The organism is Chitinophaga chungangae (genome assembly GCF_017742215.1).
In the GTDB taxonomy this organism is placed as follows: Bacteria; Bacteroidota; Bacteroidia; order Chitinophagales; family Chitinophagaceae; genus Chitinophaga; species Chitinophaga chungangae.
This window is the reverse complement of the sequence record NZ_JAGHKP010000003.1, coordinates 167,550-187,251: the sequence shown is the minus strand read 5'-3', so window position 1 is coordinate 187,251 and position 19,702 is coordinate 167,550. Positions and strand designations below refer to the sequence as shown.

The 19,702-nt window shown below is 54.3% G+C and carries 15 protein-coding genes; 5 read left to right on the top strand and 10 right to left on the bottom strand.

Going from position 1 to position 19,702, the window contains the following annotated elements:
- Nucleotides 1-7: 7 nt before the first annotated feature.
- Complete coding sequence (locus tag J7I43_RS15145; protein ID WP_209146565.1) at nucleotides 8-1,222, top strand: DUF5000 domain-containing lipoprotein; 1,215 nt, start codon at nucleotides 8-10, stop codon at nucleotides 1,220-1,222.
- Between the two features lie 18 nt (nucleotides 1,223-1,240).
- Nucleotides 1,241-1,960, top strand: a complete 720-nt coding sequence (locus J7I43_RS15140; protein WP_209146564.1) for a DUF4998 domain-containing protein — start codon at nucleotides 1,241-1,243, stop codon at nucleotides 1,958-1,960.
- Between the two features lie 7 nt (nucleotides 1,961-1,967).
- Here the strand turns inward: J7I43_RS15140 and J7I43_RS15135 are convergent, their stop codons facing one another.
- Together J7I43_RS15135 and rpiA are read right to left on the bottom strand one after the other, a co-directional pair.
- Nucleotides 1,968-3,626, bottom strand: coding sequence for a glycoside hydrolase family 28 protein (locus J7I43_RS15135; RefSeq protein ID WP_209146563.1), 1,659 nt, complete (start codon nucleotides 3,624-3,626; stop codon nucleotides 1,968-1,970).
- Between the two features lie 98 nt (nucleotides 3,627-3,724).
- Nucleotides 3,725-4,384 carry a ribose-5-phosphate isomerase RpiA gene (rpiA, locus tag J7I43_RS15130; RefSeq protein ID WP_209146562.1) on the bottom strand — a complete coding sequence of 220 codons (660 nt, stop codon included), beginning with the start codon at nucleotides 4,382-4,384 and terminating at the stop codon, nucleotides 3,725-3,727.
- Nucleotides 4,385-4,438: 54 nt separating this feature from the next.
- Between rpiA and J7I43_RS15125 the strand changes: the two genes are divergently transcribed.
- Nucleotides 4,439-5,251, top strand: coding sequence for a ThuA domain-containing protein (locus tag J7I43_RS15125; RefSeq protein WP_209146561.1), 813 nt, complete (start codon nucleotides 4,439-4,441; stop codon nucleotides 5,249-5,251).
- A gap of 72 nt (nucleotides 5,252-5,323) precedes the next feature.
- Here the strand turns inward: J7I43_RS15125 and J7I43_RS15120 are convergent, their stop codons facing one another.
- From J7I43_RS15120 to J7I43_RS15095, 6 genes are all read right to left on the bottom strand, one after another.
- Nucleotides 5,324-6,529, bottom strand: coding sequence for an alginate lyase family protein (locus J7I43_RS15120; RefSeq protein ID WP_209146560.1), 1,206 nt, complete (start codon nucleotides 6,527-6,529; stop codon nucleotides 5,324-5,326).
- The gene (locus J7I43_RS15115; protein ID WP_209146559.1) at nucleotides 6,504-8,546 is read right to left on the bottom strand and encodes a right-handed parallel beta-helix repeat-containing protein; all 2,043 of its coding nucleotides are present in this window, start codon (nucleotides 8,544-8,546) and stop codon (nucleotides 6,504-6,506) included. The genes J7I43_RS15120 and J7I43_RS15115 overlap by 26 nt, the downstream gene beginning before the upstream one ends.
- Nucleotides 8,547-8,616: 70 nt before the next feature.
- The gene (locus J7I43_RS15110) at nucleotides 8,617-9,600 is read right to left on the bottom strand and encodes a DUF4466 family protein (protein ID WP_209146558.1); all 984 of its coding nucleotides are present in this window, start codon (nucleotides 9,598-9,600) and stop codon (nucleotides 8,617-8,619) included.
- 24 nt (nucleotides 9,601-9,624) lie between these two features.
- The gene (locus J7I43_RS15105; protein ID WP_209146557.1) at nucleotides 9,625-10,026 is read right to left on the bottom strand and encodes a hypothetical protein; all 402 of its coding nucleotides are present in this window, start codon (nucleotides 10,024-10,026) and stop codon (nucleotides 9,625-9,627) included.
- 17 nt (nucleotides 10,027-10,043) lie between these two features.
- Nucleotides 10,044-11,909 (bottom strand): RagB/SusD family nutrient uptake outer membrane protein, encoded by a 1,866-nt coding sequence (locus J7I43_RS15100; RefSeq protein ID WP_209146556.1) that lies wholly within the window; start codon nucleotides 11,907-11,909, stop codon nucleotides 10,044-10,046.
- A gap of 11 nt (nucleotides 11,910-11,920) precedes the next feature.
- Nucleotides 11,921-15,028 (bottom strand): SusC/RagA family TonB-linked outer membrane protein, encoded by a 3,108-nt coding sequence (locus J7I43_RS15095; protein WP_209146555.1) that lies wholly within the window; start codon nucleotides 15,026-15,028, stop codon nucleotides 11,921-11,923.
- A 413-nt stretch (nucleotides 15,029-15,441) separates the two neighbouring features.
- Between J7I43_RS15095 and J7I43_RS15090 the strand changes: the two genes are divergently transcribed.
- Nucleotides 15,442-17,835: an ABC transporter permease gene (locus J7I43_RS15090; RefSeq protein ID WP_209146554.1), complete on the top strand. Its 2,394-nt coding sequence runs from the start codon at nucleotides 15,442-15,444 to the stop codon at nucleotides 17,833-17,835.
- Nucleotides 17,836-17,879: 44 nt separating this feature from the next.
- Here the strand turns inward: J7I43_RS15090 and J7I43_RS15085 are convergent, their stop codons facing one another.
- Nucleotides 17,880-18,047 (bottom strand): hypothetical protein, encoded by a 168-nt coding sequence (locus J7I43_RS15085; RefSeq protein ID WP_209146553.1) that lies wholly within the window; start codon nucleotides 18,045-18,047, stop codon nucleotides 17,880-17,882.
- Between the two features lie 88 nt (nucleotides 18,048-18,135).
- Entirely contained in the window at nucleotides 18,136-18,495 is a 360-nt protein-coding gene (locus J7I43_RS15080) for a nuclear transport factor 2 family protein (RefSeq protein ID WP_209146552.1), read from the bottom strand.
- 133 nt (nucleotides 18,496-18,628) lie between these two features.
- Between J7I43_RS15080 and J7I43_RS15075 the strand changes: the two genes are divergently transcribed.
- Nucleotides 18,629-19,594: a serine hydrolase domain-containing protein gene (locus J7I43_RS15075; protein WP_209146551.1), complete on the top strand. Its 966-nt coding sequence runs from the start codon at nucleotides 18,629-18,631 to the stop codon at nucleotides 19,592-19,594.
- The last annotated feature ends 108 nt before the right edge of the window (nucleotides 19,595-19,702 follow it).

The window sequence follows — 19,702 nt, the reverse complement described above, 5'->3', positions numbered from 1 at the left end:
ATTCGTCATGAAAAAAATATCCGCTTACCTGCTGCTGATCGCCGCGCTGGCCGCCTGTAAAGAAGAAGGCGCCAGCCCGCTGTCCAAAAACGGCAACGCTCCGCAGCCCATTTCGTCGCCTTCCTTCACACCGCTGCCCGGCGCGGCCAAAATCACCTATACCCTGCCGGACGATCAGAACCTCGCCTACGTGAGGGCGGAATTTGAAGTGAACGGCGAAAAACGCGAGACCAAAGCATCTTTTTATAAACGCGAAGTGATCGTGGAAGGGTTTGGCGATGTGAGCGAGCGCACCGTGAAACTGTACTCCGTAAGTTATGCCGAACAGTCCTCCGCGCCCGTCGAAATAAAGATAAAACCCTTGCCCCCGGCCATCGACACCGTGTTTAAATCACTTGCCGTACGGGAATCTTTCGGCGGCATCAACACTTCGTACAAAAACACTTTCGGCGGCAACATCGTGATCGGCGTACTGGTATGGAACGAACATGACAATGCCTGGGACCATTACGACAACTACTACACCGCCGCCGATTCAGGTAACTTTTCCGTTCGCGGGCTGCCAGCAGTGCAGGCTAAATTCGGGCTTTTTGTACGCGACCGCTGGGAAAACCATACCGACACCATGGAGGTAACGCTCACGCCGATCTACGAAGAAGAGCTGGACAAGAAAAAGATCACGGACGGCCGCAAGAAAAACTGGGCCATCCCGCAACTGTTTCCGCTGCCGCAATCCGGCAAGCCCATCGTGGAGCCTGGCAACCTTAGCTCCTGGCCTTTCGGCAATATGTTCGACGGCAACACCACCGGCAATGGTTTTCATACGAGCGAAAACAAGGACCAGCCCATCTGGATACCGATAGATCTCGGCGTAACAGCGCGCCTCAGCCGCTACAAACTCTGGCAAAGGCCCGGCGGTTACGCGTTCAGTCATGGCAACCCACACCAATGGGAGATCTGGGGCACCAACACCCCGAAAGATGTCAACAGCTGGGTACTGCTCGATGCGCGCACGATGGTCAAACCTTCCGGGCTGCCGCTCGGCGAGGTGACCAACGAAGACAACCTGGTGGTGACCAACGGGCAGGAATACGAATTCCCCGTCAACACGCCCGCCGTGCGTTACATCGCCTGGAAACATATCGACAGCTGGGCATCCGTACAGGGCATGCTCGGGTTTTTCCACGTCGTGGAAATGACTTTCTGGGGACAGGTTCAATAATTCAAAAAAGAAGAAGACATGCACATGAAAAAATACATCACCGGCGTTTTCGCCTGCATGCTGCTGGCAGCTTGCGAAAAACAGGAAGATATTTACCGGGAATTCCTGACAGACGGCGTTATCATTTACACCGCCAGGGTCGATTCGCTGAAAGCTTTTGCGGGCGATAACCGCATCGCGCTCAGCTGGCTGCTTACCGCCGACCCGAAGATCACCCATTGCCGCGTATTCTGGAACAACGGCGCCGATTCGCTGAATGTTCCCGTGCAACGCACGTCTGGCGTTGATACCGTTCGCGTTACGATACCCGGGCTGAATGAGAACGTGTACGCTTTCCACGTATTCACTTACGACGACAAAGGTCATTCTTCCGTAAAAGAAGAAGTGATCGGAACATCGTATGGTACCGTTTACCAGGGCACCCTCGCCAACCGCCCGGTTCGCAAAGCCAGCTACAAAGCGGCCAGCGAGCGGGCGGAGATCATATGGTTCGGCATCAGCCCCGATGCGGTGGCCGTGGATATTGAATACACCAACGTGGCCGGTCAGACCGTCAAACACCGGGAAATAGCACTGAAACATCCTACCGATCCCAACAGGCCGGCGAAATTCCAGGACACTACGTTCCTCGAGGGTTTCAAACAAGGCACTGAGATCAGGTACAGAACGGCTTACAAGCCTGAAGTCACCGCGATCGATACGTTTTATACGCAGTATGAATTGCAAACAGTCCAGTGATCATACATCAAAGATGAACCGAAGCCCGCCTTTTTGCGGGCTTCTTTTTTGCCATAAAAAAGGGCCGGCGCATGCGGCCAGCCCATTTTTCCCGTTTTAAAAACCGGTGCTTATCTATTTTGAAGGACCGATGTTTTTGTTTTTTGCTTTTTTCCCCTTCCACCTTTACAAAATCAGCCGCGCGGCCCCTCGCATGAATGCCGGTGATGTTCGCCCCTTCCACGTTCTCGAGCCGGATAATGGATTCCGCGCCGTTGGTTTCGGGAAGCGTCCAGTCTTTGAGCGTTACGTTCTGCCCGTCTTCACAAACAAAAGCCGGCCTTACGTCGTTGCCGTCCAGTTTGAAAGTGATGTTTTTCAATTGCAGGTCTTTTACGTGCCTTGCCCAGATGCCATATGCGGGGATGGTGGGGCCGAAGGTTTTTACCTCAGGGTATTTGTCGATAGCCTCGGGCACTTCGTGACGTGCATCTTCCGCGGTACCGCCGCCGGCCAGACTGATCCCGATGTTCTCCAGCGTGAGCCCGGTAATGTAATGGCCGGGAACGCCGGTGATCAGGATGCCTGAAGGCGGCGTGAGCTGCGTTACTTTGGCGGAATGGGCTTTTACATTGCGAACGGTTACGTTGGTGAACGTGCCGGTGGGCTGCTGCGTGTCTTTGCCTTTCCGGAACACGCTGAGGCGGGAACCGAGGCGGAACAGCATGGGCGTTTTGACGTTTTCCATGGTGATGTCGCTGATGGTCACATTCCGGAGATGCGCGCCGTCTACCGTCAGCAGCTTGATGCCGCCATTGTTTGTGTCGTAAATGTAGCAGCGGGAGATTTTGATATTTTCGAAGGGCGCCATCGATTCGGTACCCATTTTTATCGCGCCGTGACCGCTTTTCAGCCGCATGTCCGTTACTTCGATATTGCGGCACGCCATAGCGCTGGAAGTAGTTTTGAAACACAGCGCATCGTCGCCGCTTTGAATGTCGCAGCGCGCGATCTTCACATCCTGGCAGCCGTCTATATCGATGCCGTCGTTATGCGCTACGCCGTGGCTGAGGATCTTTACATTTTCGATCGTTACGTTTTTACACTGGAAATAGTGGCTCGTCCATGCCGCGGCAAACTGCAGCTGCACGCCGCTCACTTTTACGCCGTTGCAGCGCACGATGCGCACAAGAAAAGGCCGGCGGCCCCATCGGAGGGATTCGGGGCGCGTGTCCGTCTCGATCTGCCTGGCTTTGAGCGCGGCGCCCTGGCCGTTGATGGCGCCTTCCCCTTCAATGCCGATATTGGTGGCGTCTACGGCCGCAAGCAGCGCCCAGCCTACATCTATGCCCAAACCATCGGTGAACGGGTCAGGATTCGTATAATCGTTTACATTAGTGCTGCCGAGCAATACGGCGTTTTCTTCGAGGTGAAGGGTGACGTTATTTTTGAGCACGACCGTGCCGGAGAGGAATTTCCCGGCGGGGATGATCACATTTCCGCCGCCGCTTTGGCTGCATTCGTCGATCGCCTGTTGGATAATTGTAGTATTGAGCGTTTGCCCGTCTCCTTTTGCGCCGCGCGACGCGATGTTTATATCCTTCGCGGACGCGAGGACGCCCAGGCTGAGAAATACCGCAGCAAGCAGCGCCGCTGCCGGCTTGCGGGAAAAGACCGTTGTGTTCATAACTGGTGGAATGCTGTTTCACGCAATTTACCAAAGGGCTTTCCGAACTCCAAAGGAACTGAAAATATGCATACATCCTGCATAAAAAACACCAGTTTTTACCGGGTAAAACGAACGATTTCATTTCCCTTCCCCATGATCACCATCGAAGCCAGCCCGATGAACAGCCCGTGCGCCACCAGCCCGGTGATGCCGTTCAATTCCGCGGCCAGCGCGGCCGGTTCGGTTATCAATCCGAAATCCGCATCTATCACATGGTTCCCTTCGTCTGTCGTAAAACCTTCGCGGAGGCGGCACACGGCGCCGAGCATTTCCAGCCGCTGCCAAACGAAACGCTGCGCAAAAGGCACCACTTCAATGGGCAGCCTGAACGCGCCAAGCTGTTTTACGAGCTTGCCGCTGTCTGCAATAATGATCTCCTGCCGCGACCGTTCCGCCACGATCTTTTCACGAAGGAACGCGCCGCCGCCGCCTTTGAGCAGGTACAGCTCTTCCGTGAACTCGTCTGCCCCGTCGATGGTAAGATGTATCGTTTCCACGGCGTTGATGTCCGCCAGCGGAATGCCTAGCGAGGCGGCGAGTTTTGCGCTTCTTTCGGAAGTGGGCACGCCGGTGATGCGGAGGCCGCGTTCCGCGATCTCCCGGATGGCAAATTCGGCGGTGGAGCCGGTGCCCAGACCTACTACCTGCCCGTCTTTCACCAGGTTTACCGCTTCCAGTGCCGCGGCCTGTTTTTCATGGTTTTGCTGCGCTGTCATCTTTCAATTTACGCCGGCTGGGAGATACTAAAAAATTAATGTAGATTTATTGATATGAAATTCCACGTTACCTTATGCCTCGCCTTGCTTTACAGCATCGGCACCCTGGCACAGCGCCCCTTTAAAGTCATCGCATTTTTCACAGGCAAAAACGACCAGGCGCACATCAGTTTCGTGCGCGAGGCCCATCAATGGTTCCCCGCCGCAGGTAAAAAACATCATTTCACGTACGATTCCACCAGCAACTGGGGCAACCTGAACACCGCGTTCCTCGCTAATTACGACGTTGTGCTTTTCCTGGACACACGGCCGGAGAAGCCCGCCCAGCGCGAAGCCTTCCGGCAATACATGGAAAAAGGCGGCACATGGATGGGCTTTCATTTCTCCGCGTTTGCGCTTACGCCATCGGCATTCCCGCAGAACTGGGACTGGTATCACAACACCTTCCTCGGCTCCGGCGCTTACGGCAGCAACACCTGGCGGCCCACTTCTGCGGTGCTGCGGGTGGAAGATTCCGCGCATCCCGTCATGAAAGGATTGCCCCAAACGTTTAAAGCATCGCCAAACGAATGGTACCGCTGGAGCAACGACCTCCGCAAAAACCCGGACATCCGCATCCTGCTCTCCATCGATCCTTCCAGCTTCCCGCTCGGCACCGGCCCCAAACCGCACGAGATCTGGCACGAAGGCTATTACCCCGTGGTGTGGACCAACAAAAATTACCGGATGGTGTACATGAACATGGGGCACAACGATATCGATTATGAGAACAAGACCAATAAAACGTTGTCTTATACATTCGACAACCCGGTGCAAAACCAGCTGATCGTTAATAGCCTTTTGTGGCTTGGGCGGAAAGAAAAATAAACCTTATTTCAAAACAAACAAAAATGCCGGCATGATGCCGGCATTTCGTTTTCGGTTGTGTAAAGTATCGCATTAAAATGTACTTCCCGTAAGCAATACGAGGTCGCTTTGCTGATCCTCTTCCTGCGACAGCAATTTCCGCACGTCGAATTCGGGATAATGCGGGGCCGCCAGGCGTGCCAGTTCGGTGAAACCTTTCACGTTCCTTGGTTTGATCTGTTTGTACTCCCAGTGACTGTTTTCGTCTGCATAACCCAGCATCCAGCCGAACGCCTTTTTCAGGCTTTTGCCGCCGGGCGTTTCCATCGTCCAGAGGTTGAGCCGCACGTTTTCGGCGAGGCGCGCCAGTTCGAAAAATCCCTTCAGGTTCATCTGCGAATAATTCCAGGACAGGGTGCGGGCCAGTTCATGCGGCTGGCTGCCGTCGGGCTTCAGCTGGCTTTCGATGCGCGGGATGGTCTGCTCTTTCAGTATTTTTTCCGCCAGCGCCTTATCTTCCAGGAACAGCGCGATAGATACCGTTTGTACGTCGTACCAGGTGCCGTGGTTATTGTGCTCGTCCGCTTCGTCCATCCCGATGGGGCTGGTGCGCATCCATTGCAGGAAACTGGCGTACCAGTCGCGGATGGCGGTTTCTTCACCGGCCTGCAAAAAGGCGGAGCCTTTCAACAGCGAAATACCATCGAGCAGTTTTGCGAGCGCTTTTGTATCTATCAGCCCGATGCCGCGGCCTTCCGTAATGCCGGGGATCGATTGCCCAAAATTCAGGTTGGGGTTCATTTTGGTGGCTGGGTCGATGAACCATGCGCGCAGGAGGCGCGCCGCATGCGATGCGTATTCTTTTTTGCCGGTGTAATACCAGGCGATGCTGAGCATGTACACATCGCGGCAAAGTGCGGTATGAAATTCCGCATCGCGAACGGCGTACCGTTCGGGATTCACCTGCCCGTCTTTCCGGATATACGGCAGCCCGTTCTTTTTGGTGGAATCAGGCCACCAGTAAGGGCCTACGCTCATGTAATCATGTTTGTCCCCGCTGGGTGGCATTTTTTCTTTGCTCACCACGGAATACGGGCCTTTTTTCAATGCCGCGTCCGCTTCCTTCAAAATATTCCCCAATGCCTTTACCATGGCGGCATCGCCCTGCCGCACAAGCTGTTTGCCTTTTACCAGCGTTTCGGGGCGCATCAGGAAAGTGCGCGGCGTATCCTCCGCAAAACTTTGCAGGCTCAGCAGCAGGCAGAGCATGAGTTTAGTCCATGACAATATATTTTTCATTGCTGATCTTTTGTTGTGATGAATGATTCCCGTTCCCCGCGAACAGGTTGTTGTTTTCCTTAAGGCCCGTTGCGGCATAGGATTCAAGACCGAAACCGCTATTGTAATGAATATGGTTATTGTTCACGGTTACGCCGGAAGAGCCGCGGTGCAGGTATTCCAGCATCACGCCGCTGCGGTCGTTGCCTTCCACGAGATTATCCGTAATGCGCACCTGGTTGCTTTCGGTGACGAGAATGCCGTAAAAACCGTTCCTCGCTACTTCATTATGTTCGATAATAACGTTGGAAGCATGCAGTACGGCGATGCCGCTGCCAAAGGGCGATGTTACCGTACGGCTGTCGCGGACCGTCACGTTTTTACAATGACTGACGAACACGTTATGCTGCAGCCTCGGGCCGGGCACTACGCTTCCGCCGTTCTCGCTGAAGTTGCAGCTAATGATAGACACGTCTTCCGCACCGCTCACCAGCAGACCGTTGAACGTGCAGTTCTGCACCGTAATGTTCTGAAATTTGATACGTTTCATCTGGCCGGCATGTTGTGAACGGAAGATGATGCCGCCGCGGTTGCCCGCGTTGCTGCGGAAAGAACGGTTGCTGTTGGGATCGGTGCCGGGGTCGGTTTTGGTGGAACCTTCCACCACGAGGTTACTGATCACCACATCGCTCATATCGTCGGAAGCGTTCACGATCGCATCTCTGCCGGATGCGGGATTCAGGAACAGCACGGTTTTCAGCCCTTCACCTATCAACCTGACGCCGGAAGGCATGCGCAGCGTGGTGTCCAGCGTGTGAATGCCCGCTTTTACCAACACGATGCGTTTTCCCCCGGCAGCTTTATCCAGCGCCTGCTGGATGGATTCGCCCGGGCTCACGACGATCGGGTTTTCCGGCGCAACGGTCATATCTTTTTCCCCCTGTGCACCAACAATGCCGATATGCGTTGCAAGCACCGGCGTAAACAGGCTGGCCGGCTGTTTCGGTGCTACGCGCACGGAAGTAAGCACGCTGCGGCCCGCTTTTGAGCGCACGGAATCAGCCGCGCGCTGGATGTGCGGGAAGTGGATACCGGCGCGCTGGTAATGACGGTAAACATATTCGTAATCGTCGCGGAGCTCTTTGGCGCGCTCTGAAATAACGCCGTAACTGTGCGGTTTGTCGCCCAAAAGAAAACGCGCGGTATATTCAAATCCCCAGCCGATGCGGTTGTTCGCAATGGAAAACAGGTCCGTTCCCTGGGTGAACGCGATCTGCGCCGCACCGGCAAATTCGCCGAGCCCCAGCTGCACGTGCGCCTGGTCCCTCATTGTTTCCTGGCATTGCCCGGAGGGATAAATGTATTTAAAGATGCTGCCGTTCACCGGCCCATGCAGGAAGTGGTCTACAGCATTATCGAACATCTTTTTATCGTCGAGGTAAATACCCATGGCGATGATGGAATGAATGATGGCGCCGTCCCAGTTGCCATTGGCCTGCGGGTAATAAAAACGCATGAGCGGGTAATACACCGTCATCAGCATATCCCTGAACTGGTCCATATCCTGCTGTTTCCAGCCGGATTTGGTATAACGGAGGATCTCCGCGGCATTGCAGAGCGAATGGCCGGTCCAGGCGGCGAGCAGTTTGGCGTCGTTGTAGTCGAAGTCCCAAAGCGTGGCAGACCATGCGTTGAGTATGCGGATGGCATAATCGGCATATTGCCGGTCGCCGGTAACGTACCATACCAAAGCCGCGTTATAGGCGGTATTTGCGCCTTTGGACAATTCGCCGCCGCCGATGTTGGGCCGGCCGTAAGAGCCGCGTAAAACGTGCGCGAATGCTTTAATTTCCGCATCCAGGTCGATGCTTTCCTTCATCCGGTCGAATGCGGCGCGGTAAGGTTGCGTGCCGGAAAGAACGAGCGATTTCATTTGCGCCAGGTCCGCGGTGGACTGGTCGAGGCCGGGATGTTTGAATTGTGCGCTGGCTGCCGCCCAGGGGAGGAACAGCATAAAAAGCAGAACGAGTTTTTTCATAGCTTCCGTGGAGTGGATAAAATGAAGAGGGACCGGCATGCACCGGTCCCTTTTTTATTGTTGGCAAGCGTTATTTCATGGTGTAGCGTTTGATGCTGAGCACCGCGGATTTGGCGCCATTGTTCACAGAGTTGACGAAAATGTAGGCCCTGTATTTCCCATCGGCCGTTTCCGCCCATACGCCGTAGTCTTTGTCAAGACCAAGCGCAAAGTTCGAGCCGTTGCTGAGGTCCAGTTCCTGGAAATCGGTATCGTCCACAAATACGGCAAACTGATCGCGGGACAGTTGCTGGTCACGCAGCTGGTTCACTTTCGCCATTTTGGTATTCCTGTTCACGCCGGGGGGCAGCGTAACGCCGGGCAGGTATTGCGCATCGGCCGCAGGCGCTACTAATCCATGCTTGAAAGAGGCAGGGGTGGTGCGGTGCAGGTATACCAGGTCGATCTTGTCCGCGTTCGCGGCGGCATCCGCGGCGTTATACGCGGTCATGTCCGCGATCGAAAAGTATTTCGCGCCTGCGTCTGAAACGGGGATGTCCAGTTTCATTTCCATCGCGGAGATCCTGAAGGGGCCGAGATTGTAGGTAACGGTCTGGCCGTTGCTGGCGCGGCCGGTGAATTTGAAGGTCACCTCCTTGCCTCTTGCCTCGGCTGCCGGAACGTAATAATAACGCAGCGTTGAGGCCATCGTGTCTTTATTGAAGGTCACGGAAGTAACGTTGCCTTTATTTTCAGAAGGATTTGTTACTTCGATCCCGATATCGTCTCCGCTGCCGTTGGTGTAATACGAGCGGTTGTCGATGTACGTTTCGGGCGCACCTGCTATAGAGGCTTCCACCTCGGCGGACACGAGTTTTCCTTTATCTGCGGGAAGCGCGATCGCGTAAGCGAACTCCATCTGAAGGCCTGCCATATTAGGCCCGATGCTCCGTTTGATAGCGTCGTTCTGCAGCTCGTTCTTCGGCTCCGGCACCTGGTAATCCTTATCACTGCACGATGCCAGCATTACCGCCGCCGCAAGCACTGTTGTATATCGAAAGAATTTTCCTGTCATGATTCAATTTTTTAATTGGGACAATTAATTGCCTACCGTTACGAATACTTTGTAGGTCTTCCTAACCTGCCTGTTACCGGAGATCACTGTCCATTCCCGGGGAGTGCTCAGGTCCGAAAAGTCTACCCAGGTAGTGATCTTCGGGTCCAGCTTGCAATCCTGCGCGAGGCCGAAGCGGGGCCAGATCTTTTTGAGATCGGTGCCGAATTTCACTTCGATATTGATCGTTTGGGCGGTGGTGTCTATTACAGCGGCCTTGTTCGTTACAAGGTGATCGGAGCCCAGCATGTCGAAGCTGGCCACGAAACATTCCGCGCGGGTGGTTATAAGCAGGCCGTCTTCATCCACGGGGCTGTCTTTTTTACAACCCATCCAAAGCGATGCCGCGAGCACTACCGTGAAAACTGCTGAAATATATTTCTTCATCTTAGATTGATTTTAGATTATAACCAAGGAGTGTTTTGTGTCAGGTTCGGATTACGCTCTCTTTCGGCGGGAGGTATCCTGAAAATGTACGCGCGCTGGTAAGCTCTTTCCTGTTGGTTCTGGAAAACGCCTTTGGCGGTAATTTCTCCGTGGGTGTCTTTAAAGTCGCGGCCGGGGCCGTTGGGAGGTCCCCAAACCCTTTCCAGCGCTCTCCAGCGGCGGAGGTCCCAGAAACGCTGGCCTTCACCGAACAATTCAACGATACGTTCCTGTTCGATGGCGTTGAAGAAGGTTTCCTTGCTGCTGAACTTGTCCGCGGCCAGCGGCGGCAATGCCGCGCGGTGCCTGATCTTATTTACCAGGTCAACGGCTTCTGCATTTGGCCCTCCCACTTCATTAGACGCTTCGGCATACATCAGGTATACGTCCGCAAGGCGCATGATCGGGTAAGAATAGTTCCCCTCGCTGCGGCCGAGGCCCGCGGTATTCCTGAGGAACTTGCGGAAAACGTAACCGGTATTGCAACCATCGGTGTTGTATACGTTGGCGTATTGAATGCCGTTCACGATAATATTCGGCGAGTTCCAGGTGTTGTAAATGAAAGGAATGAAACCGGTCGATTTCAGGGAGTTGAAACCTACGCTCAGCTCGAAATCCCACATGATGGAGGATTTCATGCGATAATCCCTGCCGGCGTAACTTTGCGGGTTCAGCGCGGAATTCGGGAGGGTGCGCGCTCCTGCGGCGCCGGGTTTCATCGGGATCAGCGGGGGCGCGAAATCGCCTGTGCTGATCAGCTGGTACCTGTCCGCAATCTCATAACGCGGAGATACCCAGCATTGAGACCCTTCATGGGAACGGCCGGCCACGTCGCGCATTAACTCTTCCCCCTGCCCGGTGCCCGTGCCCCCATGCGTGAAATACATCACGAATTCCGGGTTGTTTTCGTTTGCGATGGGCGTGAAAAGATAATAATAGTTGGGCAGGATGTCCGCCTTACCGGGAGGATCGATTTCGCCCGGCTCGCCGTTTCTCCAAAGCGTAAGGCCCATGCCCAGGGAAACTTCCCGGAGATCGGCGGCCGCTTTGGTAAACGCTTCCGTAGCTTCCGCCTGGTTAGCCTGGAAACCTTCTATTTCGGGCCAGCCGTATTTTTTCCAGCTGCCCCAGTACAGCATCAGCTTCCCACGGAAACCAAGCGCAGCGGCTTTCGATGCGCGGCCCTGCTCGGTAGATTTCAGCGGCAGCTTTTCATACGCATAGGTCAGGTCCTCATAAATCGAATCCTTCACCTGCGCTATAGGCAAACGCGCGAGTTTGGCGATCTCGCCCTGGTTCTCGTTGTTCACGATATTCGTAAAATACTGCACGTCGCCCCACATGGAGATGAGCCTGAAATACACCATTCCCCTCAGCAAACGGGCCTCGCCCATAATGCGTTCCAGCTCGGGCACGTCGGAATCTTTCACGGTCGGAAGCATTTTTTTCACGTTCTCGATCACGTAATTGGTCCTGTTCACGCCGCCATACAGGTAACGGAACATATTGTCGTAACGTTCGCCGCCGCCCGCGGGAGAAGCGGGGTTCCAGTTGCCGGTAGGGTACGCGTTACCTTTTTGCAGATCGGAAGACGCACTGGTGCCGCGGGTACGCTGGAATTCGGCCAGGCCGTCCCAGTAATATTCACGGTCAAACAAAGGGCGTACGTCTGCATAAGCGCCCATGATCGCGATCTTGGCGTCTTTCTCCGTTTTCCAGAATTCGTTTTCCGCGAGTTCGGTGGTCGGCGGCTGGTCCAGCAGGTCTTTCACGCAGGAAGTAGCCAATACGCACCAACCTGCCGCTATCGCTAATATTTGTATATGAATTTTTGTTCTTTTCATAATTGATGCTTTTAAAGGCCTACGTTAATCCCGAAGGAGTAAGATTTGTTCAACGGATAAGCGTTGCTCTTATTGCCGGTCAATTCGGGGTCAAGACCGCGGAACTTGGTGAGGGTGCCCAGGTTTTCAGCGGAACCGAAGATCCTGAAACTGTAAATGCCCAGTCTTTTCAGGATGCTCGCAGGGATGGTATAACCTACCTGTACGTTCTTGAAACGGATGTAGTTCAGGTTATCCAGCCAGAACGTTGATTCGGAGCGGTTATTGCCCGAGCCGCCAAGACGCGGCCATTCGCCGTCCAGGTTATCGTAGTTGAAAGGAAGGTTCCACTGGTCCCAGCCCCATGCATAACGCGCGGCGGCAGGGTTCACATTGTTGTAGTTATTGATCCAGTAATCCTTGCGGCCGGTAGCTGCGGTGATCAGGAACGCAACGTCGATGCCTTTCCAGGAAACGTTGCCGGAGAAGGAATAGTTGGTGGTGGGCCTGTCGCGCTGAATATTGTCGTAAGCCACCTTGTCGTTGTCGTTGATCTGGCCGTCGCCGTTCACGTCTTTTCGGATCAGGTCGCCGGGTGATGCGCCTTGCGGAGTGTTGTCATACACATCCTGCCAGGTGCGCGCGATACCAATGTCCTGGTAAGTGATCAGGAAGTGGTAAGGCATATCCAGGAATACCCAACCCTTGGCGAGGAACTCATTCCATTTTTCAAGTCTCGTTCTGTTGTAAGATGCGTTGAAGTTCATGCCGTACCTGACCTGGCCGATCTGGTCGCTCCAGGTAAGGTTCGCTTCCACGCCGCGGTTGCGCAGGTTGCCGATGTTGCGGCGCGGCGCGTCGAACGCACCGGTGAGCAGCATGGACATATCGGAAGGACGTACCATGTCGGTAGTAAGACGGTCGTAATAATCCAGTTCAGCGGTCAGCTTGTTCTGGAAAAACCCGAGGTCGAGGCCGAGGTTGAATACCGTGGAAGTTTCCCAGGTCAGTTCTTTGTTCACGATTTTGCGGTACACGAAACCTTTGCCGATGTCTGTTCCAAGCATGTAGTGGCTGGCGGAAAGCGTATTCTGCTGTTCGTAACGTTCGATGCCGCTGTTGTTGCCGAGGCTGCCGTAAGAAGCTCTCAGTTTACCGTTGCTGAACACACCGCCGGTGATGGGCTTGATAAAACTTTCTTCGGTAAAACGCCATCCCACTGCCACCGAAGGGAAGAAGCCGTACTGGCTGCCGGGGAGGAACTTGGAAGAACCGTCGTAGCGGAAGTTAGCTTCCAACAGGTATTTGTCGTACGCGGTATAATTCACGCGGCCGATGTAAGAACGGAGCCCTTCAGCGCTGGAGCTGCCGGAAGCGCTCTGGATGCCGGTGAGTGCACCGTCCAGTTCGTGCAGGTCCGGGTGAAGCCTGTCGTTACGGCTGCCATTCTGAATGCGCGCATACCAGTATTCTTCGCTGTACACGCCCAGGATGCCGATCTGGTGATTTTTCGCGATGGTGCGGTTGTAATTGATACGGCCCGTCATCATCGTTTTATAACCGGTATTGGTGAAGTTGCCGATGCCGGCGTTCTCACCCACGTACACGCGGCTGCCCGGGGAGTTGGACTGGAAGTTCCAGGCCTGGTTCGGAATGTTGGCGCTATACCGGAACTGGTTATAATAGTTCAGCGAATAATCGATCCTGCCGGTCAGCCCTTCGATGGGCGTCCAGTCGAAATATACCTGGCCGTTCGCTTCCTGGCGGTTGTTACGGTTCTGCATATTCTGATAAACGGTGTACGGGTTATACGCCTGCGGGTCTTCCCCATAGGCCATTACGCCGCCATAACGGTTAGTAACGGGATCGTAAGGCGTAACGCCGGCGATGGCGTATTGCAGGTCGAAACCCGCGGTGTTGGAGCTGGCGTCGTCGGTGAAGCCGTCTTCCAGCGCATACACCATTTTAGACCAGTTGCCGTTGAATTTCACGCCGGCGTTCATGTTCTTGCGTACTTTATAATCGTAGCTGAAACGGGCGTTATATTGTTTGTAGTCGTTGTTGATCTGAAGACCTTTTTCATCCAGCACGCCCACGCTCATAAAGAAGTTGGACTGCTCGTTGCCGCCTGAAGCGGAGATGTTGTAGTTCTGGATCTGCCCGTCGCGAACGATCACGTCCCACCAGTCTGTGTTGGGATATACGAGCGGATCGATCATGCCGAGCGCCATCCATTGGTCGATAGTACCGTCCTTAAACTTCCACTGTGAGCGGGAAGTGCCCACGGCGTTCTGACGCTGGTGCAGCGTAAGCGCGCGCGGATAGTCGGCCATAAAATCGTAGGCGCGCGTCGGTTTCTGCAAACCGAAAGTACCGTTGAAGTTGATGGCGGTCCTTTTTTGTCCTTTACCTGATTTGGTAGTGATAAGGATTACGCCGTTGGCCGCACGGGAACCGTACACGGAAGCGGATGTCGCGTCTTTTAAAACGGACACGCTTTCGATGTCGTTCATGTTGATGCGGTTGATGTCTACGTCTGGCATACCGTCTACCACCACCAGCGGGTTGGCGTTGTTAACCGTACCAAGACCGCGGATGATGAGCGCGGCGCCGTTACGGCCGGCCATGCCGCTGGACTGGCTTACCGCCAGGCCGGGCACGAGGCCGGACAGTGCGGAGGAAGCATTGGGCAGCGAACGGTTGGTGATCTTTTCGTCTACCTTAACGGCAGACACCGCACCAACGAGGTTTACTTTCTTTTGTGTGCCGTAACCCACTACCACTACTTCGCCGAGTGCTTTCTGGTCGGTTTTGAGCGTAACCGCCACTGCTTTGCCGGAAGTGTAAGCCACTTCCTGCGTGGCATAACCGAGGAAAGTAATAACGAGGATGCCGGAGGCGTTCGGCGCGTTTTTGATGTTGAAGCTGCCGGTGGCATCTGTTGCCGCGCCCGCGGTGGTGCCTTTTACGGCCACGCTCACACCGGGAAGCGGGGTGTTTGTTTCGTCTGTTACGCGGCCGGTAATGGCATAGGTTTGTTGTGCTTTAGCCGTGTTAGTGATGAATGCCGCGGCGAGCAGCAACATACAGAAACACCTGAAGGGAAGCCTGCGCAAAAAAGGAGGTGAATGTTTGAACATAACGCTTAGTTTGAGATTGTATCAGCAATAAAAAGGCAAATGCCCGGCTATTTCGCGGACAATCAGGCAAGTTGCCGTCCCTTGAATGCAAACGTTTGCATTTATTTACATATTAAACAGTCCTGTTGGTTTAGCGACATACGTGGAAAACTTTGATTTGAATTGTTTGTGTTTAGTTTCGTTTGGTGTTTAAAATGAGATTTTGGTTTTACCCTACTCCTGCTTTAACAAATGTATAAAAAACAATCGATTGAAATAAAAAATTTCAAGCATTTTACCGTTTCGTGGTATTTTCTTGTTAAATCCATTAACAAAAAACGCGCAAATAACCGTTGGTAAAGGATTTCGGCCGTTTGAAAAAGGGCACGATAATATCACCCTTTGTTATTATATTATTGATAAAATCATCCTGCATGCTGGTGAACTATCTCCGGGTCGCATTCCGCAATCTCTGGTCGCATAAATTGTATACGGGCATCAACGCGCTCGGGTTGGCCGCCGGCATTACGTGTATGTTGTTTGCCGTATTGTTTATGCTGGATGAGCAAAGGTTTGACAAATTCCACGCCCATCATGAAAGCCTTTATCGGATCAATACCACGCTGGTAACCGAAGAAGGCGCTCCCCGCCGTACTTTCGGCGGCACGGGCCAGGTGCAGGGGCCCGCTTTTCAGCGGGAGATCCCCGAGATCAGGCAGTTTACTCGTGTGATGGGCGGCGATATATATGGAGACGTGCATACTGGCAGCAAGGCATTACGCCTGCAGCAGCTGTTTGTGGACGAGAATTTCCTGCAGACCTTCTCCTTCCCCGCCCTCTCCGGCAACCCGGTTACGGCACTCCGGAATACAGACGCCGCCGCCATTACGGAAAGCACGGCCATGCGGCTTTTCGGGCGAACGGACGTATTGGGCCGCGCCCTGTACCTCGATGCCGACCCTTCCGCACAAAAGCTGGGCAAGCCGCTCACGATCACGGCGGTGCTGAAAGACCCGCCCCCGCAGTCTTCCATCCGTTTCGACCTGTTGATGAACTTCCGCTTCCTGCAGCTTTCGTTTACCGATGAATACTGGTTCAACGCTTATCTCGGCACCTACGTGATACTTCAGCCCGGCGCAAACATCGCCGCCGTCGAAAAGAAAATGGACCGCATCTACCAGTCTGCCGCGGCCGCCGGGCGCAAGGCCCATCCTTTCGACCCGCAGGTCGGTTACAGCCTGCAAAAACTGACGGATGTGCACCTGAATCCCCTGCGCCACGAGAACAGCGGCCGCGAAAACGGCATCGTGCACGAGAGCAACCCTGTGTATGCCCGCCTTTTCCTGGGCATTGCGGCTTTCATCCTGCTTATGGCGGTGATCAACTTCATTCACATCAGCAACGCCGGCGCGCTCAGGCGCGCAAAAGAAGTGGCCGTGCGTAAACTGAACGGCGGAAGCCGGCGCCAGATCATCAAACAGTTTCTCCTGGAATCAGCAATCGTTTGCATAATTTCGTTTATCCTTGCGGGTGTTTTCACCCTGATCGCCTTGCCTGTATTCAATGAGCTAAGCGGCAAACATTTGCAGGTAACGGACGCGCCGGGGTTGCCATTTTACGCTATCGCCCTGCTGGCGGGCGTTGTAGTGCTGGCAGGCTTATATCCCGCGTATATCCTCTCCGGCTTCAAACCCGCCACCGTATTGTATTCCAAGCCAAAACTCAGTGGCAGGGGATGGTTGGGCAAGGGACTGGTCGTGCTGCAATTTTCCCTCGCCGTGTTCCTGCTCATCGCTTCGGTGAGCTATTACCGGCAAATGCAATTCATCCGCGCAAAAGATCTCGGCTATAATCCCCACCAGGTGATCCGTTCGCACATCCCCGGCAACCGCGACCCCAAACCGGTACAACAATTCCTGCGTACGGAACTAAGCCGCGAACCGGGCATCCGCTCCGTTTCTTTCGGCGGAGATGCCGGCGCCATGAACGCCAAAACAAACGGCCGCACCGTGGAAGCCGTGCATATGGTCATAGACGAACATTACCTGCCCACGATGGAAATAACGCTGAAAACCGGGCGCAACCTCTCTCCCGGCGAACCTTACGGCCTCATCGTGAACGAGGCGTTCGTAACGGCCGCGGGCTGGAAACAACCCATCGGGCAAACCGTTTATACGAATGATTATTTCGATAAAATGCCGAGAACCGTAACGGGCGTGGTGAAGGATTTTCATAACACTTCGCTTCACCGCCGCCTGCAGCCGATGATCCTGTTCAGGCACAGCTGGCACAACGGCGGTATATGGGTAAGGTACGATCAAAACCGCGGCAGACAGGCGCTGGCGGCATTCGAAAAAACGTTCAAAACAGCAATGCCCACGGCGGTTTTCGGATACCAGCACCTGGACGAACTAAATGCGCAGGCTTACGAACAGGAGCTTCGCTGGAAAAAGATCATCACCATCGCAACGGTGTTGTCTGTTTTTATTTGCTGCATGGGTCTTTTCGGCATCGCGCATTTATCTACCCGCCAGCGGATCAAAGAGATCGGGATCAGGAAAGTGCTGGGCGCCGGCGTGCCGGGCCTCGCCGCCCTGATGTCCAAACAATTCCTGCAACCGGTGGTAGTAGCGCTGCTGATCGCTTCGCCGCCCGCCGCATGGGTGATTCAATTATGGCTGCGGCAATTCGCATACAGCATTTCGCTCAGCGGCTGGACGTTCGTGGCCACCGCCGCCGTGATCCTGGGCCTGGCGCTGGCCACAGTGGCTTATCACACCATGTCCGTCGCGCTGATGAACCCCTCGAAAAGCATCAAAACGGAATAGATTATCGGCCGTTCAGCAAAATCCATGTTTCCGTAGCGAAACATTTATAGCGCCACGACCAACGCAGACAGCTGGTTCAATCTCGAAGGCCATCCGCCGTTCACCACGCAGGCGGCCATATTACCCGCCATCAACAAACTGACACCTTCGTTCATCCCGCTCGGCGGCAGGATCTCTTCCAGCGGAGACCTTGCTTTTGTGTACGGGGCCACCGATTATGGCACGCATAAAAACAACTGCCTCCGCATCTGGGGGCATACGGCGGAAGGTCGGAAATACTGGTACAGGTGATGAAATAATTTACATGAAGAAATGCTCGGAAACGATCTTCCCATCTTTCACCGTGTACACACACAGCTCTTCCCATTTTGCGCGGCCTTTTCCTTTCATGGTCAGGTCCATCCCCATTACCAGCGCGATCACGTTACCCGTTACGATCGGGTCTTTCACCGTCATCTCGTGCATTTCCTCGATCATCGATTCGAACCTGCGGCCTTTTTCGATGATGTTCTGCAGTCCTTTTTCTTCTTTGGAAAAATCGGGCGTGGCATACGGCTCAACGCTCACCACATCGTCTGCATACAGCTCTTTCTGAGCTTCTTCAAACTGGCCTTTGCGGCAATAGTCCGCCAGGCGTTGTGCGATCTGTTCGGTAGTCATTGGTAACAAATTTTGGAATGTAAATATCCGGATTTATCCTGCCCTGAAAAATTATACCCGGCACGATACTTATTGCATTTTTTAGCTGTAATTTTAATGGCCCGCCTTTAAAACAACCGGCACTTCAACACCCATGAAACGTTTGTTCCTGCTGACGATCTGCTGCATTGCCGGCTTCCATTCCTTTGCACAGTCCGCTATCGATTCCCTGCTCGGCCTGCCTTCCTCCGCATCGTTCAACGGCATAGTTGCCGTGGCGGAAAACGGGAAGATGCAATACCTGAAAAGCCGGGGATTCGCCGACCCCGCATCGCATACGCCCTTGCGCACAGACCAGCAGTTCCTCATCGGTTCCGTCAGCAAACAAATTACCGCGGTGCTGGTGCTGCTGGCCGCCGAAAAAGGACAGGTAGACCTTCATGCGCCCATCCGCCGTTACCTGCCGGATTATGCCGATAAATGGGCAGACAGTGTTACGTTGCATCAAATACTGAACCATACTTCGGGCATCGTGATGTGGGGTCAGCCGCTGGCGTTCAGGCCGGGCAGCCGGTTCCAGTATTCCACCGTTTCTTTCAGCGTAGCGGCGGACGTTTTGGAGAAAACAAGCGGCAAAACCTACGCCGCGCTTGCCGAAGCATTGTTCAAACGTTGCGGCATGCGCCACAGCATGGTGCCGGGGCCGGGTATGAAAAAGCTCGCCACGCCTTACGAAAAAGGCCGCGCCGTTACGTTCGATTACCGCCGTTTGCCCGTTCCCGGCGGCGCGCTGGTGTCTACCGTGGAAGATCTTACCCGCTGGAACCAACTTTTGCACACCGGCAAAATACTTCAGGACAGTAGTTACCGCCTGATGATCACCCCTTCATCCGTTCGCCCCACGCACCGATGGGGCCATGTGGAATACGGGTACGGCATTCAAATAATGGACGGCGAGCTGAGCCACAACGGCTATATCGCGGGTTATCACGCTACCTGCATCTGGTACCCCGCGCAGCAGATCAGCCTGGTGGTGCTGGAAAACATCACCGCCGATCCAGCGGATATGGACGGCACGTATTCCATGCAGGACAAGATCAGGGCGATCGTTCATCCATAAAAGCTTTTACTGTTAAAGCCGCCCGGAGATCAAGATGCCGGTGAAAAAGAATTGCCTGCGCGTAAAGCGCAGCGTTACGGTTTACATCTCCGTATAGCGTAACGTTAC